Origin of the sequence: Sinorhizobium sp. BJ1, from assembly GCF_002531555.1 — a bacterium.
Lineage (GTDB): Bacteria > Pseudomonadota > Alphaproteobacteria > Rhizobiales > Rhizobiaceae > Sinorhizobium > Sinorhizobium fredii_B.
In genome coordinates this window covers 79,997-102,594 of sequence record NZ_NWTH01000001.1, presented here as the reverse complement: position 1 = coordinate 102,594, position 22,598 = coordinate 79,997, and the positions used below count along the sequence as shown (strand labels likewise).

At 63.5% G+C, this 22,598-nt stretch carries 17 protein-coding genes and 1 pseudogene; 5 read left to right on the top strand and 13 right to left on the bottom strand.

Annotated features, from left to right (window positions below; genetic code table 11):
* Positions 1–10: 10 nt before the first annotated feature.
* The 9 genes from pnp to rimP all read right to left on the bottom strand — a co-directional run bounded on the left by pnp (position 11) and on the right by rimP (position 12,121).
* Positions 11–2,164, bottom strand: coding sequence for a polyribonucleotide nucleotidyltransferase (gene pnp / locus CO676_RS00500; RefSeq protein WP_097519305.1), 2,154 nt, complete (start codon positions 2,162–2,164; stop codon positions 11–13).
* A gap of 352 nt (positions 2,165–2,516) precedes the next feature.
* Positions 2,517–2,786, bottom strand: coding sequence for a 30S ribosomal protein S15 (gene rpsO, locus CO676_RS00495; protein ID WP_097519304.1), 270 nt, complete (start codon positions 2,784–2,786; stop codon positions 2,517–2,519).
* A 238-nt stretch (positions 2,787–3,024) separates the two neighbouring features.
* Positions 3,025–4,719, bottom strand: a complete 1,695-nt coding sequence (locus tag CO676_RS00490) for a sensor histidine kinase (protein ID WP_097519303.1) — start codon at positions 4,717–4,719, stop codon at positions 3,025–3,027.
* 135 nt (positions 4,720–4,854) lie between these two features.
* Positions 4,855–5,790: a tRNA pseudouridine(55) synthase TruB gene (truB, locus tag CO676_RS00485; protein WP_097519302.1), complete on the bottom strand. Its 936-nt coding sequence runs from the start codon at positions 5,788–5,790 to the stop codon at positions 4,855–4,857.
* Positions 5,791–5,795: 5 nt separating this feature from the next.
* The gene (rbfA, locus tag CO676_RS00480) at positions 5,796–6,203 is read right to left on the bottom strand and encodes a 30S ribosome-binding factor RbfA (RefSeq protein WP_014766683.1); all 408 of its coding nucleotides are present in this window, start codon (positions 6,201–6,203) and stop codon (positions 5,796–5,798) included.
* Between the two features lie 175 nt (positions 6,204–6,378).
* Entirely contained in the window at positions 6,379–9,051 is a 2,673-nt protein-coding gene (infB, locus tag CO676_RS00475; protein WP_014766682.1) for a translation initiation factor IF-2, read from the bottom strand.
* 105 nt (positions 9,052–9,156) lie between these two features.
* Positions 9,157–9,840: an RNA-binding protein gene (locus tag CO676_RS00470; protein WP_014766681.1), complete on the bottom strand. Its 684-nt coding sequence runs from the start codon at positions 9,838–9,840 to the stop codon at positions 9,157–9,159.
* A gap of 6 nt (positions 9,841–9,846) precedes the next feature.
* The gene (nusA, locus tag CO676_RS00465) at positions 9,847–11,457 is read right to left on the bottom strand and encodes a transcription termination factor NusA (protein ID WP_014766680.1); all 1,611 of its coding nucleotides are present in this window, start codon (positions 11,455–11,457) and stop codon (positions 9,847–9,849) included.
* Positions 11,458–11,503: 46 nt separating this feature from the next.
* A complete protein-coding gene (rimP, locus tag CO676_RS00460) occupies positions 11,504–12,121 on the bottom strand; it encodes a ribosome maturation factor RimP (protein ID WP_014766679.1) in 618 nt (205 codons plus the stop codon).
* Between the two features lie 257 nt (positions 12,122–12,378).
* On the opposite strand from rimP, the gene CO676_RS00455 reads away from it, so the two are divergent.
* From CO676_RS00455 to CO676_RS00430, 5 genes and pseudogenes are all read left to right on the top strand, one after another.
* Positions 12,379–14,007, top strand: coding sequence for an MFS transporter (locus tag CO676_RS00455; protein ID WP_014766678.1), 1,629 nt, complete (start codon positions 12,379–12,381; stop codon positions 14,005–14,007).
* 317 nt (positions 14,008–14,324) lie between these two features.
* Complete coding sequence (locus tag CO676_RS00450; RefSeq protein WP_014766677.1) at positions 14,325–14,726, top strand: cupin domain-containing protein; 402 nt, start codon at positions 14,325–14,327, stop codon at positions 14,724–14,726.
* Positions 14,727–14,771: 45 nt separating this feature from the next.
* Positions 14,772–16,088 (top strand): annotated as a pseudogene (locus tag CO676_RS00445) (epoxide hydrolase family protein).
* A gap of 95 nt (positions 16,089–16,183) precedes the next feature.
* Positions 16,184–16,921 (top strand): response regulator, encoded by a 738-nt coding sequence (locus tag CO676_RS00435; RefSeq protein ID WP_097519301.1) that lies wholly within the window; start codon positions 16,184–16,186, stop codon positions 16,919–16,921.
* Positions 16,921–18,249, top strand: coding sequence for an ATP-binding protein (locus CO676_RS00430; RefSeq protein WP_014766675.1), 1,329 nt, complete (start codon positions 16,921–16,923; stop codon positions 18,247–18,249). The genes CO676_RS00435 and CO676_RS00430 overlap by 1 nt, the downstream gene beginning before the upstream one ends.
* 88 nt (positions 18,250–18,337) lie before the next feature.
* Here CO676_RS00430 and CO676_RS00425 read toward each other — a convergent pair whose 3' ends face one another.
* The 4 genes from CO676_RS00425 to CO676_RS00410 form a co-directional block, all read right to left on the bottom strand.
* Positions 18,338–18,973 (bottom strand): VOC family protein, encoded by a 636-nt coding sequence (locus tag CO676_RS00425; RefSeq protein ID WP_097519300.1) that lies wholly within the window; start codon positions 18,971–18,973, stop codon positions 18,338–18,340.
* A 376-nt stretch (positions 18,974–19,349) separates the two neighbouring features.
* Positions 19,350–20,393, bottom strand: coding sequence for an alpha/beta hydrolase (locus CO676_RS00420; RefSeq protein ID WP_097519299.1), 1,044 nt, complete (start codon positions 20,391–20,393; stop codon positions 19,350–19,352).
* Between the two features lie 143 nt (positions 20,394–20,536).
* Entirely contained in the window at positions 20,537–21,481 is a 945-nt protein-coding gene (locus CO676_RS00415) for a GlxA family transcriptional regulator (RefSeq protein WP_097519298.1), read from the bottom strand.
* A 272-nt stretch (positions 21,482–21,753) separates the two neighbouring features.
* On the bottom strand, positions 21,754–22,557 hold the full coding sequence (locus CO676_RS00410) for an SDR family oxidoreductase (protein WP_097519524.1): 804 nt from the start codon (positions 22,555–22,557) through the stop codon (positions 21,754–21,756).
* Positions 22,558–22,598 lie beyond the last annotated feature (41 nt).

The window sequence follows — 22,598 nt, the reverse complement described above, 5'->3', positions numbered from 1 at the left end:
TGAAGCCGGCTTATTCGGCCGCTTCGCCGCCGTCCTTCTTCTCGGACTTTTCGGCGACGACCTCCTTGCCGGTCGCCTGGTCGACGACCTTCATGGAGAGGCGGACCTTGCCGCGCTCGTCGAAGCCCATCAGCTTGACCCAGACCTTGTCGCCTTCCTTGACGACGTCGGTCGTCTTGGCGACGCGCTCGGAGGCGAGCTGCGAAATGTGGACGAGGCCGTCGCGGGCGCCGAAGAAATTGACGAAGGCGCCGAAATCGGCGGTCTTGACGACCGTGCCTTCGTAGATCTGGCCGACTTCCGGCTCAGCGACGATCGAGTGGATCCACTTGCGGGCGGCTTCGATCTCCTTGCCGGACGAGGACGCGATCTTGACGGTGCCGTCGTCTTCGATGTTGATCTTGGCGCCGGTCTTCTCGACGATTTCGCGGATGACCTTGCCGCCCGAGCCGATGACTTCGCGGATCTTGTCGACCGGAATGTTCATGACCTCGATGCGCGGCGCAAACTCGCCGAGCTGGCCGCGGCTCTCGGAGATGGCCTTGGCCATTTCGCCGAGGATGTGCAGGCGGCCGCCCTTGGCCTGGTTGAGCGCAACACCCATGATCTCTTCGGTGATGCCCTCGATCTTGATGTCCATCTGCAGCGAGGTGATGCCGGCTTCGGTACCGGCAACCTTGAAGTCCATGTCGCCGAGATGATCTTCGTCACCGAGGATGTCGGAGAGGACGGCGAAGCGGTCCTCTTCCTTGATGAGACCCATGGCGATACCGGCGACCGGCTTGGCGAGCGGAACGCCCGCATCCATCAGCGCCAGCGAAGTGCCGCAGACCGTCGCCATCGACGACGAGCCGTTGGATTCGGTGATCTCGGAAACGACGCGCAGCGTGTAGGGGAACTGCTCGGCTTCCGGCAGCATCGGGCGGATAGCGCGCCAGGCGAGCTTGCCGTGACCGATTTCGCGGCGCCCCGGGGAGCCCATGCGACCGGTTTCACCGACCGAGAAGGGCGGGAAGTTGTAGTGCAGCATGAAGCGTTCTTTGTACATGCCGGTCAGGCTGTCGACATACTGTTCGTCTTCGCCGGTGCCGAGCGTGGCAACGACGATCGCCTGGGTTTCACCGCGGGTGAAGAGCGCCGAGCCGTGGGTACGCGGCAGAAGACCGACTTCCGAGACGATCGGACGTACGGTTTCGAGATCGCGGCCGTCGATGCGGCTCTTGGTGTCGAGGATATTCCAGCGAACGATCTTGGCCTGCAGGTGCTTGAAGACAGAGGCGATTTCCTCGGCCGAATGGGCCGGGTTCTCGATGCCTTCCGGCAGAAAATGTTCCTTGACCTTCGCCTTGACGGCGTCGACGGCGGCGTAGCGGGCAGCCTTCTCGGTGATCTTGTAGGCGTTGCGCAGCTCGTCTTCGGCGATCGACAGCATGGCATTTTCAAGAGCGGAGTGGTCTTCCGGATCGAACTCGCGCGGCTCCTTGGCGGCAACTTCGGCGAGCTTGATGATCGCGTCGATCACCGGCTGGAAGCCCTTCTGGCCGAAAACGACGGCGCCGAGCATGACGTCTTCCGGCAACTCCTTGGCCTCGGATTCGACCATCAGCACGGCTTCCTGCGTGCCGGCGACGACGAGATCCAGCGAGGATTCTTCCATTTCGTCGAGGTGCGGGTTGAGCACGTATTCGCCGTTGATGTAGCCGACGCGGGCTCCGCCGATCGGGCCCATGAAGGGAATGCCGGAGAGGGTCAGCGCCGCGGAGGCTGCGACCATCGAGACGACGTCCGGGTTGTTTTCCAGGTCATGCTGCATGACCGTGATGATCACCTGGGTGTCGTTCTTGTAGCCCTCGGGGAAGAGCGGGCGGATCGGCCGGTCGATCAGGCGCGAGACGAGCGTCTCGTTCTCGCTTGGGCGGCCTTCACGCTTGAAATAGCCGCCGGGGATCTTGCCGGCGGCATAGGTCTTTTCCTGATAGTTGACGGTCAGCGGGAAGAAATCCTGACCGGGCTTCGGTGCCTTGGCGGAAACCACCGTGGCGAGCACGACGGTTTCGCCGTAAGTGGCGAGAACGGCGCCGTCGGCTTGACGGGCGATCTTGCCGGTTTCGAGCTTGAGCGGACGCCCAGCCCATTCGATTTCTACCTTGTGGGTCTCGAACATGTTCTGTCCTTCGTGTGCGGGAGATCGTCCGCGGCTGTTGCAGCGCAGGCGATCTTGTTGCCGCTTGGTGTGGCGCATCACGGGCAAGACAACGGGAGGCTTCTAACCGAACCGGCCGCTCGCCACTTTGCCGCGCTGCCGCATGGAAGCGCTTCGGCGAGCAGGCGCCGAAGCATCCTGCAATCCTGCCCCATGACGGGCCATCGGTTGATCCGCGATACCGGCCCATCCGGTTCGCTGGACATTCTCTCCCTAATGCTGCGCCCTCGGCGCCCGTGGAGAGTCAATTCGGTGGGCGCTTCAGCGCCCAAAAAAATCCGGCGGATCGCCAAGCGACCCGCCGGACAGTCGATTAGCGACGGATGCCGAGGGCACCGATCAGCTTGCTGTAGCGCGCTTCGTCTTTCTTCTTCAGATAGTCGAGGAGCGAACGGCGGCTGGAAACCATCGCGAGAAGACCACGGCGGGAATGGTTGTCCTTCTTGTGGTCCTTGAAGTGTTCGGTCAGGTTGTTGATCCGTTCCGTCAGGAGCGCAACCTGGACTTCCGGAGAACCGGTGTCGCCTTCGATGGTTGCAAATTCCTTGATAAGCCGAGCCTTGCGCTCTGCAGTGATCGACATCGGTTGATCCTTTCGTTTCGAGGATTTTAGGGTCGCCGGCAGCCGGGATGTCGTCCAGCCGCGGCCGTTCACACGAAGAGGCGGTGCCTTTCGCTGGCGTGCCTATAACCGAAACGGACGCAAAAGGAAAGGGCGATCGAGCCGGCCACGGATCGCCCCGCCGCGCCCCGACTGCTCGTCACGGCAGGTACCGCAAATCATCGACGCCGGCGGGCGTCGGTCAATCGCCCGCGCCGCTTCAAGCCTCGCCGCCGCGTGGAATGCGGATGTGCCACTCGATACCGTCAGCGTGCATCGTTCTGTCGAGTTCGGCGCGCAAGGCCATGCCGAGCATGCGCTCGATCACCACCGATCCGAAGCCTCTGCGGGGCGCCTGAGCCAGCTCGACGAGATCCGCACCCGTCTCACGCCAGCGGATGGTGATCGTTCCCGGCGAAACCGACCACTCGAGCTTGATCGCGCCTGTCGCATTGGCGAGTGCGCCATGCTTGATCGCGTTCGTCGCGAGTTCGTGAAGCACCATGCCGAGCGTCTGCGCCATTTGCGTGTCCAACCGCAGGCTTGGACCGTCAAGCACGATCCGGTCCGGATCGTCGGGGGCAAAGGGCTGAAGCTGGTCCTCGGCAAGCTCGCGGAAATCCACGCCCATCGCTGCATTGGCAATCATCAGATCGGTCGAGCGGGCGAGGCCCGCGAGCCGTTTGCGGAACGCGTCGACGAATTCCGACGTATCCTCGCTCGACGCGGCGGATTGGGCCAGCATCGACTGGATGACGGTCAGCTGGTTCTTCGAGCGGTGTGCCACCTCCCGCATGAGGAGTCGGATTTCCGCCTCGGCCCTGGTTCGAGCCGCCGCCGCGCGGGCAAGCGCCGCCGACACGGCCTCGACTTCGGTGATGACGTAGCGACGTGGCTCGATCATTTCGCCGCCGCCGAGGCGCCGCGCGTCGAGCGCGAGCAGCTTGACCCCTTGGGTCAGCAGACGCGCGATGATTAACGAACCGGCGATGGCAATGCTGGCAAAAATGATGCCACCGAGCGACAGCCAGAGAAACGACCACAGGATCGGCGCATCGACGATCTCACGCGGTGCCCAGGCAACGATGCGCCAGCCGGTGATTAGCGAGAATTCCGAGACGACACGGTAGTCCACGCCATGCTCGTTGACATCGCTGACGCCGATGCTGATCTGAGGGAGCTCGTCCAGAAAAAACGCTTCACCGGACCGGGCCGAGGGATCCGACGAAGCGATGACCTTGCCCCTGCCGTCGACCAGTGCGGCATTCCAACCTGGTGAGAGCGTGTCCCGATTGACGGCCTTGGCCATGCGAGCGGCGTCCTGGGTCAGGCCCAACAGATACCGTTGTCCGTCCGGACCGTTTATCGGCAGATAGACGTTGAAGACCCAACTCTTGCTGGTGTTGGCGAAGAAGACGCCCGAAACGAGCGTTCCGCTGCTTTCGAGGGCAAGGTCGATTTCCGGATCGGATGCCCGCCCGAGCAGCGTGCCAAAAGGCACGCCGGTGCTCATCTGCATATTCTGGGCGCTGTCTGCGACGATCAGATTGGAATGGGTGCCCGCCAATGCGCTCGAGGCGCGGTCGTAAAAACCGCGCATGTTGCGGAGATCGACAGCTCCGGAGGTCGACAGGACCTTGAGCGTGGTCATCATGCCCTCGACCTCACGCTCGACGATCCGCGTGATGGATCCGGTCGAGGCTTTGAGCAGCGAGATGACGACCTGCTCCTGCGCGTCGACGCTTCGCTTCACGATGACGAACGAAAAGATGAAGGAAGGGACGATCGCGATGAAGAGCAGCGAGAGCAGATAGAAGCTGAATGGCCTGCGAACATACTGGCGGACAAAAGCCGCAACGGCCTGCAGGCCGCCGGATGAGACCTCGCCCTCACTTCTCTCTGGCGTTTTGAGCATCCGAACTGCCTTTCGCCGCCTGACCCGGCCGCGACGACGGCAGGCCATCACCGATCCGGGCTTTTCAGCTCCGTTGAGCGCCTATGCGCCGCTCGCGCAGACCGGGCCGATTGTTGGCTGGGCAGGGGCTGCCGGTCAATGGCCAGCGAACACACGCTTCGGTCGAAATTCGCCTTCTGCCACTTCACCGATCGCGACGAGTTTGCCGCGCGCAGTCGCGTAGACTTCGGGGGCCGGCAGCGGCGCGTCCCGGCCGCGCAGGATGATCGGGTTGCCCATCCTGAGCCGATGCGCCTGATCGTCGCTCACCGCAACATGCGGCAGGTCGGAAAGCGCCTCGCCGGTATCGATCAGATAATCGTCGAGGGCGCCAAGTCGTTCCGCATCGTCCTCGATCTTCTCCAGCGCCACGAGATCGGCGAGCGCGACCATGTCCTCCTCGCCGAAGGGGGCAACGAAGGTGCGACGGAGTGAACCGATATGGCCGAAGCAGCCGAGATCGCGGCCCATGTCGCGGGCGAGCGAACGGACATAGGTGCCCTTGCCGCATTCGATCTCGAAATGGGCGAGATGCGGCGTGCAGCCGATCAGAGCGAGGCGGAAGACCTCCACCTCGCGCGCTGGAATCTCGACGGTCTCGCCATCGCGCGCGAGATCATAGGCGCGCTCGCCATCGATCTTGATTGCGGAAAACTGTGGCGGCACCTGCGCGATAACGCCGGTATATTTCGGCAGCAGGGCACGGATCGCCTCCTCGCTCGGACGTTCGGCGGATGAGCGAGCGACCTCGCCCTCGAGGTCGTCGGTCGAGCGTTCTTCGCCCCAGGCCACCGTGAATTCGTAGATCTTGCGACCGTCCATGACATAGGGAACGGTTTTCGTGGCATCGCCGAGCGCGATCGGCAGCAGGCCGGAGGCCAGCGGATCGAGTGTGCCGGCATGGCCGGCCTTTTGCGCCTTGAACAGCCATTTGATCTTGGACACCGCCTCGGTGGAGCCGAAATCGAGCGGCTTGTCGAGGATCAGCCAGCCCGAGATCGGGCGGCCCTTGGGTTTACGCGGCTTGGACATGGTTCTTATTCTTCGTCGTCGGTGTCGGGATCGAGGTCACGGCTGACTTCCGGCGAGCGCAGCAGCGCGTCGATCTTCTGGTAATTGTCAAAGCTGGTGTCATCCCGGAAGCGAACGTCCGGCATGTACTTCATCTGCCGGAGCTGCGGCCCGAGGCGGCCGCGGATGAATTTCGCATGCTTGTTCAGCGCCTCGATGATCGCCGCATGATCGGCGACCCCAAGCGGCGTCACATAGGCGGTGGCGATCTTCAGATCGGGCGACATGCGCACTTCGGAAATCGAAACCACCGTCTTCTCGATCAGCGGGTCGCGCACTTCGCCGCGCTGCAGGACCTGGGTGATCGCGGCGCGCACCTGTTCGCCGACGCGCAGCATGCGCTGGGACGGAGCGGAGGATGTGGATCTGGTCATCGTGTTTATCCTGGATCACGAGATTGCGGTCGTAGTGACTTCAATTCGAGACGCGATCGGTTCGATAGAAGCGGGCCGGATGCAGGCGGAACACCGCCAACACCTCCCATTGCCCCGCAATAAAAAGGAGCGCCGGAAATGATCCGGCGCTCGCACAATCTGTTGCCGGATCGACTTAGAGCGTCCGCGTGATGTGTTCAACGCGGAAGCACTCGATCGTGTCGCCGGCGCGGATGTCTTCGTAGTTCTCGAAGGCCATGCCGCATTCCTGGCCGGACTGGACTTCGGACACTTCGTCCTTGAAGCGCTTGAGCGTCTTGAGCTTGCCCTCGTGGATGACGACGTTGTCGCGCACCAGGCGGACACCGACACCACGCTCGACCTTGCCTTCGGTGACGCGGCAGCCCGCGACCTTGCCGACCTTGGTGATGTTGAACACTTCCAGGATCTCGGCATTGCCGAGGAAGGTCTCGCGTCGTTCCGGCGAAAGCAGGCCGGACATCGCCGCCTTCACGTCATCCACCAGATCGTAGATGATGTTGTAGTAACGGATCTCGATACCGGACCGTTCGGCCGCGTCGCGCGCCTGCTTGTTGGCGCGGACATTGAAGCCGATGATCGCGGCATTCGATGCTTCGGCGAGCGAGATATCCGACTCGGTGATGCCACCTGCACCCGAATGCACGATGCGCGCCCGCACTTCGTCCGTTCCGAGCTTGTCCAGGGCACCGGCGATTGCTTCGATCGAGCCCTGCACGTCGCCCTTGATGACCAGCGGGAACTCCTTCAGGCCGGAGGCCTGGAGCTGGCTCATCATCTGCTCGAGCGAACCGCGCGAGCCGGACTGACGGGCAACCATCTTCTCGCGGGCAAGCCGCTGACGATATTCGGAAATCTCGCGCGCACGGCTTTCGTTCTCGACGACTGCGAACTTGTCGCCGGCCGCCGGCGTGCCGGAAAGGCCGAGGACCTCGACCGGCATGGACGGGCCGGCTTCCTTGACGTGTTCGCCCTTGTCGTTGACCAGCGCGCGCACACGGCCCCACTGATCGCCGGCGACGATGATCTGGCCGGGCGTCAGCGTTCCCTTCTGGACGAGAATCGTGGCAACGGCACCGCGGCCGCGGTCGAGCTCGGCTTCCACCACCGTACCCTCGGCCGTCCGGTTCGGATTGGCCTTGAGATCGAGAATTTCGGCCTGCAGCAGGATCGCTTCGAGCAGCTTGTCGAGATTGGTCTGGTTCTTCGCCGAAACCTCGACGTCGAGCACCTCACCACCCATCGACTCGACGAAGACCTCGTGCTGCAGCAGCTCGGTGCGGACCTTTTGCGGGTTCGCCGTCGGCTTGTCGATCTTGTTGATCGCCACGATGATCGGCACGTTGGCCGCCTTGGCGTGGTTGATCGATTCGATCGTCTGCGGCATCACGCTGTCATCGGCCGCGACGACCAGGACGGCAATGTCCGTCGCCTGGGCGCCGCGGGCACGCATGGCCGTGAAGGCGGCGTGGCCGGGGGTGTCGATGAAGGTGATCTTCTGTCCGTTCTGCTCGACCTGGTAGGCGCCGATGTGCTGGGTGATGCCGCCTGCTTCGCCGGCGACCACATTGGCATGCCGGATCGCATCGAGCAGCGACGTCTTGCCGTGATCGACGTGGCCCATGATCGTCACGATCGGCGGACGGGAAACCATGGTCTCCTCCATATCGGCGACGTTAAAGATGCCCTCCTCGACGTCCGATTCGGACACGCGCTTGACCGTGTGGCCGAACTCGCCGGCGATGAGCTCGGCGAGATCCGCATCGATGAGGTCGCCAGGCTTCATCATCTGGCCTTCCTTCATCAGGAACTTGATGACGTCGACGGCGCGCTCCGACATGCGCTGCGACAGTTCCTGAATCGTGATGGTCTCCGGCAGGACGACCTCGCGCGAAATCTTTTCGCGCGTCTCCTGCATCTGGCTGCGTCTGAATTTCTCCTGGCGGCGGCGCATGGCCGAAAGCGAACGGCCGCGCTGGCTACCGTCTTCGTCGACGGCCGCGGTCAGCGTCAGCTTGCCCTGGCGACGGCCCTCGTCGCCCTTGGCGCGGGGGGCAGGCTTTGCCGGCTCGGGACGTGTCACCTTGCCACGGACCGGACCGGCTCCGCCACGTGGGCGCTCTTCCTCTTCCTCGTTGCCGCGGCGGCCGCGCAGTGCGGCGGGAGCCGCCGCAGGGGTCTGGGGCGGCGTGGAGGGCGCCGGGCGGACGGGCTGTGGCCGCACCTCGGTACGGCGCTCGGCAACAACCGGGCGCTCCGCCTCGACCGTCTCTTCGACTCTCTCCGCTTCGACGGCGGCCGGGCGAACAGCCTCCTCGGCGGCGCGGCGAGCGGCCTCTTCCTTCTCGCGTGCGAGGCGCGCTTCTTCCTCCACACGGCGGCGCGCTTCCTCTTCGACGCGGCGCTTGGCCTCCTCGGCATCGCGGACCTGGGCTTCCGCGAGCGCACGACGGCGGGCTTCCATCTCGCCGGCCGAGAGGTCGTTCAGCACGACACCGATGCGAGGACGGTTCTGCTCCGCGCGCGGCTGATGGGGCTGCGGCTGAGGGGCCGGGCGGCCGGCCGGATGCGGCTGGACGGGACGCGGCTCGGCCGGTCGAGCCACGGGCGCAGCGCTCACCGGCGCGACCGGACGCTCGTCCTTGTGCCGCGTCAGGCCGCGTGTCTTCTTGGTTTCGACCACGACCGCCTTCGTGCGACCGCGGCCCATATCCTGGCGCACGGTTCCCTGCGTCACCCCGGAGGGCTTCAGGGACAGCGTCTTCTTGCCCGCTACGCTGAGTGTCTTGTCGTCTTTGTTGTCGGTCATTCCGTTCCGTTCCTAGCGATCAAGGCCGGATGCGTAACATCTGACCCCGTCTTCCAATTTGTCTCAAACAGCGCTCGCGATGCCGGCCTTTGCCGGTGACGCGTGTCATTGCCGTGGCTTATCAGCGCCGCCTTCGGCCCGGACCGGGACAGATCCTCGGTACTTTTCGAGCATGATTGCGCGCTTCACTACACCCTCACCCGCCTGCCCTGCAAGCGCTGCGGCATGGATAAAAGCATTACTTCCCAAAAGCCCCTCCATTTCCGCTGCCGCAAATGGGCGGAACGCAGGTATTTCCGTTTCGTCGGCGACGAAGCTCATCGCCTTGCGGGCCTGGTCGATCTTGCGGACGCCGTCGGCGGCCGCGTCGATCGCGTGGAAAACGCCGAGCGCCGCCAGTCCGCGCACCGCTTGCTCCGTCTTCGTGGCTCCGGAGACGAACTGGGCGGCCTTGCGCGCCATGTTCATCATTCCGGCAAGCTGCTCGACAAGCAGCCTGTCGACCTCGTCTGCCAGCCCCGCCTCGGCCTTCACCTCGGCGCGAAGGGCGCGGGCGAAGAGCTTCTTCGACACTGCCTTCTCGACCAAGCACCGCTCCGCCTTCACCCAGCAGCCGCGTCCTGGAAGCTGCCGCTTCAGGTCGGGCACGACACGCCCGTCCGGTCCGGCCACGAAGCGGATCAACTCATCCGGCGACCCGCTCTCGCGCGTGACGATGCAGGTCCGGCTGCTGCCGCTTCGGTCCTTCGGGCCATTGTCCGAAGGCAAGGTTTCGGTGGCGGCTGTCATCTTGGATCAGGCATCCTGCTCCGAGCCTTCGGCGACTTCGATCGGCTCGTCCTGATCGGCCGCGAGGTCTTCCTCGGTGATCCAGCCAGCCGCCAGGCGCGCCTGGACGATCATGGCCTCCGCTTCTTCGCGGCTGACCTCGAACTTCGAGAAGAGGCCCTCGAAACGCTTGGTCTCGCCGTCCTTGCGCTCGGTCCAGCCGACGAGGTCGTCGGCGGCGCAGCCGGCGAAATCCTCCATCGACTTGATGCCTTCCTCACCGAGGGCGACCAGCATCTGGCTGGTCAGCCCGTCGATCTGGCGCAGCTCGTCGGAGACGCCGAGCTCCGTGCGCTTGGCGTCCATTTCGGCCTCGATCTTGTCCAGATATTCGCGGGCGCGCGTCTGGATTTCCGTCGCGGTTTCCTCGTCGAAGCCTTCGATCGAGGAAATCTCGTCGAGATCGACATAGGCAAGCTCTTCGACCTGGGCGAAGCCCTCGGAAGCGAGCACCTGGCCGACCATCTCGTCGACGTCGAGCGCGTCCATGAAGAGCTGGGTGCGCTCGTTGAATTCCTTCTGGCGGCGCTCGCTCTCCTCCTGCTCGGTGAGGATGTCGATGTCCCAGCCGGTGAGCTGCGAAGCGAGGCGAACGTTCTGGCCGCGGCGGCCGATCGCCAGCGACAGCTGCTCGTCCGGCACGACGACCTCGATGCGCTCGGCGTCCTCGTCGAGAACGACCTTGGTCACTTCAGCGGGCTGCAGGGCATTGACGATGAAGGAGGCCGGATCCGGCGACCACGGGATGATATCGATCTTCTCGCCCTGAAGCTCGCCGACCACCGCCTGGACGCGCGAGCCGCGCATACCGACGCAGGCGCCGACCGGGTCGATCGAGGAATCGTTCGAGACGACGGCGATCTTGGCGCGCGAGCCCGGATCACGGGCGACGGACTTGATCTGGATGATGCCGTCATAGATTTCCGGCACTTCCATGGTGAAGAGCTTCACCATGAACTGCGGATGGGTGCGCGACAGGAAAATCTGCGGGCCGCGCTGCTCGCGGCGCACGTCGTAGACGAAGGAACGGACGCGGTCGCCGTAGCGCATGTTTTCGCGCGGGATCATCTCGTCGCGGCGGATGATGCCTTCGCCACGACCGAGATCGACGATGACATTGCCGTATTCGACGCGCTTGACGGTGCCGTTGACGATCTCGCCGACTCGATCCTTGAATTCATCAAACTGGCGGTCGCGCTCGGCTTCGCGAACCTTCTGCACGATCACCTGCTTGGCGGATTGCGCCGCGATGCGGCCAAAATCCATCGGCGGCAGCGGATCGGCAATGAAATCGCCGAGCTTGGCGTCCGGGTTGCGGTCGCGGGCGAGCTCGAGCGGGATCTGCGTCGAGTAGTCCTCGGCTTTCTCGACGACCTCGAGAAGACGTTGGAGACGGATTTCACCGGTCTTGGAATTGATGTCCGCCCGGATGTTCGATTCCGAACCGTAGCGCGAGCGGGCCGCCTTCTGGATCGCGTCTGCCATCGCGGCCAGAACGATCTCGCGGTCGATCACCTTTTCGCGCGCCACAGCGTCCGCGATCTGCAGAAGCTCGAGCCGGTTAGCACTGACTGCCATGTCTTGTCTCCGTCTGGTTACAGGGGCCTCAAAAGCGCGCCCTGCCTCATTCGATATCTTGATCTTCGTCTTCGAAGTTTTCGTTGGCGGCGCGCGCCGCCTTCGCCTTCTTGTCGGCCGCCAGCGCGTCGCGGATCAGGTCGTCGGTCAGGATCAGCCGTGCTTCCGAAAGGGCGGTGAACGGGATGGCAACGACGGCCTCTTCGCCATAGGCGGGCTGGTCGCGCTCAAGTCGGAAATCCTCCTCGTCCACCGACACGATCTTGCCGCGGAAGCGCTTGCGCCCGTCGACCATGATCGAAGTCTCGCATTTCATCAGATGGCCCTGCCAGCGGACGAAATCGGACTTGCGCACCATCGGGCGATCGATACCCGGCGACGACACTTCGAGATGATACGCCTTGTCGATCGGATCTTCCACATCGAGAACCGGGGAAATGGCCTTGGAGACGTCCTCGCAATCCTCGACGGTCATGGTGCCGTCGTTGCGCTCGGTCATGACCTGCAGCGTCAGACCGTTCTGGCCGGACATGCGCACACGCACCAGACGGAAACCCATCTGCACCAGCACTGGTTCGATGATGTCGGCAATGCGCCGGTCGAGGCCGGTCTCGGTGATCAGCCGCGGTTCATTTGCAGTTTCAGCCGTTGTCGGATCGGACAAACGATCATCTCCTCATCGGACCGGCTAATAAAAAAGAGCGGGTCCTGTCGGGCCCACTCTTCATCTACCGATCAAGAATTTGAGGCTCATATACGCTCCATCGCCGAGAATTGCAAGGCTTGCGGCAGGTCTGGCCGGCAAACGACACAAATCGCGATAAAGCTTGGCCAATGGCAAGTTTAAGCGGCTGGCGTGCCATATTTCGAGGTTTATAAACGAAGCCCAGACGAGCACACGGGCAAGGAGAGAGACACGAGGTGACGAACCGCATATCGCCGCTGGCCCCCTTCCGGCACGACACCTTCCGGATCATCTGGATCGCCAGCCTCGCTTCCAATTTCGGCGGACTGATCCAGGCGGTGGGTGCCGCCTGGCTGATGACGTCCATCTCCCAATCGGTGAACATGGTGGCGCTGGTGCAGGCCTCGATCTCGCTGCCGATCATGCTCTTTTCGCTGGTCTCCGGCGCGCTCGCCGACAATTTCGACCGACGGCGGATCATGCTGGTCGCGCAGACCTTCATGCTTGCCGTTTCGGCGCTCCTGACGATCTGTGCCTATTACGGGCTGATCACGCCGTGGCTCTTGCTGCTCTTCACCTTCCTGATCGGCTGCGGCACGGCGCTCAACAATCCGTCCTGGCAGGCTTCGGTCGGCGACATGGTGCCGCGCGACGACCTTCCGGCGGCGGTCGCGCTGAACAGCATGGGCTTCAACATCACCCGCAGCGTCGGCCCGGCGATCGGCGGCGCCATCGTCGCCGCTGCCGGGGCGGCAGCGGCCTTCGCGGCCAACACGCTCAGCTATTTCGCGATCCTCTTCGCGCTTTCCCGCTGGCGGCCGAGCGTGCCCCAAAGCGCGCTGCCGCGCGAGAGACTCGGCCGGGCGGTTTCGGCCGGCCTTCGCTATGTGGCGATGTCGCCCAATATCGGCAAGGTGCTCCTGCGTGGCTTCGCCTTCGGCCTTTCGGCAAGCGCGATCCTCGCGCTCCTGCCGCTCGTCGCCCGCGACCTCGTCGGCGGCGGGCCGCTCACCTACGGCGTGATGCTCGGCGCCTTCGGCCTCGGCGCCATCGGCGGCGCCCTGCTCAGCGCCAAGCTCCGGGAGCTCCTGTCGAGCGAGACGATCGTGCGCTGCGCCTTTGCCGGCTTCGCTACAAGCGCGATCGTCACCGCGCTCAGCACTGCGGCCTGGCTCACGTCGCTCGTGCTACTTGTCTCCGGCGCCTCTTGGGTGCTGGCTCTGTCGCTGTTCAACACCACGGTACAACTCTCGACGCCACGATGGGTGGTTGGCCGCGCGCTCTCCCTCTATCAAACAACGACCTTCGGCGGCATTGCCGGCGGCAGCTGGCTGTGGGGCGCCGCTGCCGAAGAATACGGCGCCTCGAATGCGCTCATCGGCTCCTGTCTTCTCATGCTGGCCGGCATTGCCATCGGCCTGCGTTTCGCGCTGCCGGAGTTCACGTCGCTGAATCTCGACCCGCTCAACCGCTTCAACGAACCGCTGCTCGCCCTCGACCTGAAGCCCCGCAGCGGTCCGATCGTCGTGATGATCGACTACGAGATCGACGAGCCGGACATCCCCGAATTCCTGACGACAATGGCAGAGCGGCGGCGCATCCGAATCCGCGACGGGGCCGGCCATTGGGCGCTGATGCGCGACCTCGAAAACCCGATCATTTGGACCGAGACCTACCACGTGCCGACCTGGGTCGAATATGTCCGCCACAACCAGCGGCGCACCCAGGCCGACGCCGCTGTCGGCGACAAGCTGACGGCGCTCCACCGCGGCACTGAGCCGCCCCGCGTCCACCGGCTGATCGAGCGCCAGACGATCGTTCCCGGCCATTACGAGCGCTACAAGCAGCCGGCCGAGATGCATTGAGCGGCAGACATGAAAATCTGACGCTTAGTGCCGGAGCAAAATACCGGTTTCGACCATTGCGGATCACTGCAGCGCGAGGCGGCTGACCACGAGCCAATTCCGTTATCGACTTCGCGCTTGCCGCCCCGGCTCGCTCGAGAGGGAGTCCGCACGCCTCCCCCCCATCGGCCGTCATTGGTAGGGATCTGCGCCCTTACGTGGCGCTGAACCGCCGACACATGCCGTTACAAAAGTCCGGCCCGGCGAACACATCGTCAATACACATAGGCGTTCAAATGGCGGTGCTTCGAAAAACAAATGCTTGAAAGGATGACTACATGAAAACGTCTCGGATCATGGCGGCTGCCTTGCTGATCGTCGGAAGCGGATTGACGCTGCACGCGGCCAAGGCGCAGCAAGCGGGAATTCAGCGTACCGATCTCCTGCAGAACGACCTCGGCACGCCGGGCCGCGAGGCGGTCCAGGTGCGGGTCGATTTCGAACCCGGCGCCGTCTCCATCAGGCACTCTCATCCGGGCGAGGAGGTGGCCTATGTCCTCGAAGGTTCGCTGGAATATCAGCTCGAGGGTAGAGCGCCGGCCGTCCTTCATGCCGGCGAAGCTTTGTTCATCCCGGCCGGAGTGGCGCATGTGGCGAAGAATGTCGGCAGCGGCAAGGCATCGGAGCTTGCGACATACATTGTCGAGAAAGGCGCCCCGCTTGTCGTTCCGGTCAAGTGAACGTTTCGACATCGACGCTGAGAACCACATAGAAGGAAGCGCAACATGACCGCACAGGCCGCCGCGTCCGCACTGTCGCGCCGGGCTCTGCTCCTCAGCGGAGGAGCCGCGCTGGCAGCCTTTGCGGCGCTTCGCCCTGCGACGGCCGTCGCCCAAGCAGACGCCAGAACGCCTTTCAAGGGCGGCGACATTCGCCCGTTCCGCGTGGACGTCCCGGAGGCAGATCTCATCGATCTGCGCCAGCGTCTTGCCGCGACGCGCTGGCCCGACCCGGAAACGGTCGATGACCGATCTCAGGGTGTGCAGCTTGCAAAGCTTCAGGCGCTTCTGCGCTACTGGGAAACGGACTACGACTGGCGCAAGGCAGAGGCGAAGCTGAATGCCTTGCCGCAGTTCCTGACGAACATCGACGGCTTGGACATTCACTTCATCCATGTCCGCTCGCCTCATGCGAACGCATTGCCGCTCATCATGACGCACGGCTGGCCCGGTTCGGTCTTCGAGCTTCTGAAAGTCATCGGCCCCTTGACCGATCCGACTGCGCACGGCGGGACAGAAAAGGACGCCTTTCATCTCGTACTGCCGTCCATCCCAGGCTTCGGCTTTTCGGAAAAGCCGAAAGGCACCGGCTGGGGCCCGGAGCGCGTCGCCCGCTCTTGGGACATCCTGATGAAGCGGCTTGGATATGCGCGTTATGTGTCCCAAGGCGGCGACTAGGGTGCCATCATTTCCGGTGCCATGGGCCGCCATGCTCCTCCGGGTCTGCTCGGCATCCACGTGAACAGGATCGAGCGCGCGACCACTATCCCGCCGGAGATTGCCAGGGCGTTGAGAAGCGGCGATGCTGCACCGGCGAGTTTGACCGCGGAGGAACGGGCGGTGTTTGACCAGACTAGGGAGTTTCTCAAGACGGGATTCGGCTATGCGGCTATCACGGGGACGCGCCCGCAAACCGTCGGATATGGCCTCGCCGATTCGCCGGCTGGGCTGGCGGCTTGGTTCTATGACAAGCTCGCGGACTGGGTGTTCACCAGGGGCGAACCGGAGCGTGCCTTGAGCCGTGACGAGATCCTCGACAACATCACGCTTTACTGGCTGACGAACACCGGGACCTCGAGCGGCCGGATTTACTGGGAGAACAATGCCGGCAGTATTAATCTGGCCCCTATCGCGATCCCGGCGGCGGTGACGATTTTCCCGGGAGAGGTTTACAGGCCGCCGAAGAGCTGGGCGGAACGGGCCTACCGCAACCTGTTTTACTACAACCGCGCGGACAAGGGCGGCCACTTCGCCGCCTGGGAAGAGCCGGGCCTGTTCACCGCCGAGCTGCGCGCCGCTTTCGGGCCACTGCGTCAACCCTAGCTTTCGCTTCGGCGCAGGCGCACAACTGGTGAAGACTGCTACCAGAGCGTTCTCATTTTGATAAGAAATGTCAGTCGAGCGGCGGAGATCGCACCATGGAGCACATCGATCATATCTTGATCGTCGATGACGATCGGGAAATCCGGGAGCTTGTGTCAAGCTACCTGAAGAAGAACGGACTGCGCGTTACCGCCGTCGCCGACGGGCGGCAGATGCGTGCATTCCTCGAGGCCAATGCGGTCGATCTCATCCTTCTCGACCTCATGATGCCGGGCGACGATGGCCTCGTCCTGAGCCGCGAGCTGCGCGTCGGCAGACACAAGGCGACGCCGATTGTCATGCTGACCGCCCGCTCCGACGAGATGGATCGCATCATCGGGCTCGAAATGGGCGCCGACGACTACCTTGCCAAGCCGTTCTCGGCGCGCGAACTGCTCGCCCGCATCAAGGCGGTTCTCAGGCGCGCGCGCATGCTGCCTCCGAATCTGCAGGTATCGGAGGCCGGTCAACTATTGCGTTTTGGCCAATGGAAGCTCGACACGACAGCGCGGCATCTCGTCGATGCCGGCGGCACGGCAATCGCGCTCAGCGGCGCCGAATACCGGCTGCTGCGCGTCTTCGTAGACCACCCGCAGCGCGTCCTCAATCGCGATCAGCTGCTCAATCTCACACAAGGACGCGAGGCTGAACTCTTCGACCGCTCCATCGATCTCCTCGTCAGCCGGGTCCGTCAACGCCTTGGCGACGACGCCCGCGAACCGACCTACATCAAGACGGTCCGCAGCGAGGGCTATGTTTTCTCCATGCCGGTCGAAATCGTGGAGCCCCGTTGATGGCAAGCCTTGCCGTTCTTAACGGAATTCGCCTGTGGCCGCGCACGCTGCGGGCGCGGCTGTTCGTTATTCTTCTTGCCGGTTTGACCATCGCCCATGCCATGTCTTTTGCGGTGCTGTTTTCCGAACGCTACATTGCCGCGAGATCGGTGATGTTCAATACGCTGGAAAACGATGTCGCGACGTCAATCGCCATCCTCGACCGGCTGCCCGCGGCCGAACGGCCCGTATGGCTCGATCAGCTTGAACGAGGGTCCTATAGGTTCGTTCTGGGGCGGGGCGTTCGCGGCAATCCCGTGCTTGAACCGGACGACGCCGAGGTCGCCTCCAAGATACAGGCTTCAATTGGCGCAAGATACCCGATCGAGGTTGAATCCATTCCCGGTGGTTCCCGCCATCTTCAGGCGCATCTTCGCTTGAGCGACGGCGAGCCGCTGACGATAGACGTCACGCCAAGGGGCGTCATGCCGGTGGCTGACTGGCTGCCTTACGTGCTCATCGCGCAGCTTACTCTTCTGGTTTTGTGCAGCTGGTTCGCCATGCGCCAGGCCATCCGGCCCCTCGCCAATCTGGCGAGAGCCGCCGACACGCTTGATCCGAACAGCAGCACGCCGCGGCTGAGCGAAACCGGACCGAGTGAAGTCGCTTATGCGGCAACGGCCTTCAACGCGATGCGCGATCGCATCACGCAGTATCTCGAGGAGCGCGTGCAGATCCTCGCGGCGATCTCACATGATCTGCAAACACCGATTACGCGCATGAAACTCCGCGCGGAAATGGCCAAGGATTCCGCCGACAGGAACAAGCTCATTCAGGACCTCGACGAGGTCGAACGTCTCGTCAAGGAAGGCGTCGCCTATGCACGCAGCGCCCACGGCAAAAACGAAAAGGCCTCCCGCATCGATCTCGCCTCGTTCATCGAGAGCCTGGCCTATGATTATCAGGATACCGGCAAGGCGGTCACCGTCGGCGAGTTGAGCCACGGCGCAGTCGTCACTCGGCCGCACGCTTTGAGACGAATTCTCACCAACCTGATCGACAATGCACTCAAATTCGCGGGCAGCGCGGAAATCGAGGCTCAGGAGCGCGACGACGGTACGGTGTACATAAGAGTGCTCGATCGTGGCCCCGGCATTCCGGAAGGCCAGTTGGAATCGGTCCTGCAGCCCTTCTTCCGCCTGGAGCAATCCCGCAACCGCGATACCGGCGGAACCGGCCTCGGGCTCGCCATTGCCCACCAACTCGCAACCGTCATCGGCGCCTCCTTGACCTTGCGCAACCGCGACGGTGGCGGCCTTGCGGCGGAAATCGCCATACGAGGACCATGAGAAAGTTCCGCGCTCGGCACGTATCTCTCCCCAGAACTCGGGGCGGCCGACGCCGCCCCTTTCTCAGCTCGATCCTGACGAGAACCGCTCATGACGGCATCGCTTCGCCGGACTGCTCCCGGATCATGTACTCGGCGTACCAGATGGGCCAGTCCTCATCCCGGTGGCCGAGCTGCTTCTCGTAATCGCCGTGCGCGGCCTCGGCGCGGCGGAACGCACTCGCGAGATCGGCGACCGACGTGAATGTCGTGGCGCCCGCGTCGACGCGCCCGGGAAACCGCGTTGTGACCTCCTGCAGCAGCCAGGTGTTGCCGTCCGGATCGCTGAACGTGGCGTAGGAGAAGTAGCTGCGCCGTTCGGAATCCCGACCGCTGACCGGAGGCTGTCCCGGACCGGTGCGGTGGAAGATCTCGCTCACCTCGACGCCGCGCCCGATGAGGTCGACGCGCGCCGCCTCGATGTCTGACACGACGAGATAGAGGCCGCTTGCCGACCCCGGCGCGGCAGAGGTGATCCCCTTGCCGAAGTGGATCGAAGACGGCGAGCCTGGAGGCGTGAACTGGATGCCCCGGAACGAGTCGCCAACGACGAAGTCGGCGTCGAGCCGCCAGCCGAGGCTCGCGTAAAAATTCTTCGCGCGATCGACGTCCGAAACCGGGATGACGACGACTTCGAGCTTGAAGTCGACCTTTGGCGCTTTCTCGGCGCTCCTTGCAGTTGTCATGGTTTTCTCCTTGAGTTTGGAAGGGGCCGGGCGCTCGAGTTGATGACGCGGACGCTGGCTTGCCTTGTCCGACTGTCGAGGCACACATGCTGCTCCGCACGTGTATGGAATGTTTCGTGACCGGGCAAAAAAGTAACCAAATGCTGGCGGATTGCGGAACGGACACACAGCGATACGAAGGCGCAGTCAGAAGCCGCGCGTGAAAGCACGGCGCAATCAATGCAAGTCGCTTGAAACGGCGCGGCGGTTCGAAGACCACCTGCATGAAGCAATCCAAAGCGCGTCGCGCATTTGGTGAACGCGGACGCGCTTTAGCAACCTACAGCGATCCTGATGCGCCTGAAAGGACGCAACCGTGCTGCGGCGGCAAAAGTGGTCAGAAACGATCGACGTCGACGACGGCCTTGGCGAAGGCCTGAGGCGCTTCCTGCGGCAGGTTGTGGCCAATGCCGCCCGTGATCAGCCGATGCTCATACTTGCCGGAGAATTTCTTGGCATAGGTCGCGGGGTCCGGATGGGGGGCACCGTTCGCATCGCCCTCCAGCGTGATCGTCGGCACGCCGATCATCGGGAATTTGGCGAGTCTTTCTTCCAGATCGTCGTATTTCCGCTCGCCGTCTGCCAGGCTGATCCGCCAGCGGTAATTGTGGATGGTGATGTCGACATGATCCGGGTTCTCGAAGGCCGCCGCGCTGCGGCAGAAGGTGGCATCGTCGAAATTCCATTTCGGCGATGCGAGCTGCCAGATGAGTCTCGCGAATTCCTCTCGGTTTCGCTCGTAGCCGGCACGCCCCCGTTCCGTTGCGAAGTAGAACTGGTACCACCAGGCATGCTCGGCGCCGGGCGGCAGCGGCATCTTGTTGGCTTCACGGCTGCCGATCAGGTAGCCGCTCACGGATACCAGGGCCTTGCACCGCTCCGCCCAGAGGGCAGCGATGATGTTGGCGGTTCGCGCGCCCCAATCGCAGCCGGCGATAACCGCCTTTTCGATCCCGAGCGCATCCATCAGGGCGATGATGTCGGCAGCGATCGCCGCCTGTTGGCCGTTGCGCGGCGTCTCGGCGGAGAGAAAGCGGGTCGTACCATAACCGCGCAGATAGGGAACGATCACCCGATAGCCAGCTTCCGCCAGCAAGGGCGCCACATCGACATAGGTGTGGATGTCGTATGGCCAGCCATGCAGAAGAATGACCGCGGGCGCGTCGCTCGCGCCGAGTTCGGCATAGCCGATATTGAGGACCCCCGCCTCGATTTGCTTGAGCGACGCGAAAGATGCGTTCGTGTCCGGCGTGATCGCCGGAATGCCGGCTTGAGCGGCTGATTTTGCGGCGACGCCCGTTACGCCCAATTGCGCGGCGGCCAGCGTCAACGCCGCGGCTCCGATGAACCGCCGGCGCGGTAGATTGATTTCCCCTGTCATCGATTTTCTCCGGACTGTGTGAGCTACAGTCGCGGAATGCGACGTCAGTGTATCTGCGTTGTGACTTCGCAAAACCGCGATTGAAAGCTCGTGTAGTGCACCTGCGCCTAGATACAGTGGGCTACAATTTACTCTCGGCTGCACTATGCGGACGCACTCTCGCGCGCATTCCGCCGGATCGTCTGCGGCGGCTGGCCGAGCGTGCGAAGAAAGGCACGGCGCATGCGATCGGGATCGGCGAAACCCGTCTCCACTGCGATGACGTCCATGGAGTGCCGGCCCTGCTCCATCATCAGCCGGGCCGCCTCCACGCGGAGTTTCTCCACGGCTTTGGCGGGCGACTGTCCTGTTTCGGCCCGGAACGCCCGGCTGAACTGGCGCGGGCTCAGCCCTGCCGCTTCCGCCAGTTCTTCCACCGACAACACGCCGTCGAGATTCGCCTTGGCGTAGTCGATAGATTTCTGGATCCGGTCGGACTTCGGCTCGAGCTCGAGCAAGGCCGAGAACTGCGACTGGCCGCCGGCGCGCCGGTGATAGACGACGAGCTTGCGGGCGACTGAGCGCGCAACGTCCTGCCCATGGTCCTTCTCGATCATCGCAAGCGCAAGATCGATGGTCGCGGTCATCCCGGCAGACGTCCACACGCTTCCGTCGACGATGAAAATGCGATCGTCCTCGACCTTCACGGCCGGGAATCGCTCCTGCAGCCGGCGCGCGAAGGCCCAGTGCGTGGTCGCACGGCGCCCATCCAGCAAGCCGGCCTCGGCAAGAACGAAGGCGCCGGTGCAGGGCGCTGCCACGCGGCGCGACGTTTCAAGCGCCCGACGCGAAAAGGCGATCAGCCCAGGCGTCATCGGCTCGATCGTCGCGCCGGCGCCGAACATCACAGTATCATAGGGTGTCTCGTCGAAGGCCTTCGTGAGCACGCCGAAGCCGGCGGACGACTTGACCTCGCCGCCCGTCTCTGAAAGCAGCTCGATCTCGTAAGCGGGTTCGCCAAGCGCGGAGTTCGCCATCTCGAAGGCGGTTACCGCCGCAAAACCCATGAGCTGGAATCTTGGAAAGACGACAAAGCCGATCCTATGCATGGGCACCTTCCTCACTGAAATTTTCCGCAGGTACGATATTCCCGCTTGAGAGAAACCGCCACGGGGACTTCCCCGACCCGGCACATGAAGCGCGTCACGAGACACGCTTCATGTCTTCGTTCTTATGCAGGTTGGGCGGCTGCGTTCTCTCAAGGAGCTTCTCTCTGAGAAATCCCGACCGGGCCGGGCAGTGGCGGCGGACGGCCTAACCCTCCTCGGCGGTTGAGTTATTGCCGGTATGTGTCGATGCGGTTTGGAAGATCGTTCGCGCCTTAGCCCACCGCAGCGCGGTAGCGAGCCGCCGGCACCCTGAGGGATAGGTTCGGCATGAGCTTCTGCCGCGCCGCTTCATAGGCCTCCCAATCGGCAGCATCCGGCAGCGACGGAATGGTGATCCGTTCGCCGAGCTCGAAGCCGGCGAGCGCGGCGTCCACCATGTCCTCGGCGGGCATGACGATGTCACTCGGCACATGCTCCAGAGGAGTCCCCGCAACGCTCCAGAAGTCGGTGGCCGTGGCGCCCGGGAGCACTGCTTGAATGCGGATATTCTTGTCGGCGAGTTCTTTCTGGAGCGACAGCGTAAAGGCGAGGACGAAAGCCTTGCTGCCGCCGTAGACGCCGTTCAGTACCTCCGGCGCGATACCGACGATCGAAGCGATGTTGACGATCGCACCGCTATCGCGCGCCACGAAGCCGGGGACCGCCGCGTAGGTCAACCGGGTCAGAGCGTTGACGTTCAGAGCGATCATCTGCTCCATCTTGTCAACATCGGACGCGAGCAGCGGTCCCGTTGCACCGATGCCGGCATTGTTGACCAGCAGGGTGATGCTGGCGTCGGTCTTCAGTATCTGCTCGACTCGACCGAGATCGGGCTTATCGCCGAGGTCCGCCGCGACGACCTCGATGGCGCGACCGGTCTCGTCGGTCAAGCGCTCGGCCAGTTCATTGAGGCGGGACTGGTTGCGGGCGACCAGGATCAGATCGTATCCCCTGCGCGCCAGACGATCGGCATAGATCGCCCCGATACCGGAGGAAGCGCCGGTAATCAGCGCGGTACCATTCGAGTGCTGGGTCATCATGGGCTCCGTTGGTTTGAGTTTGGAGCCTTGATAGTAAG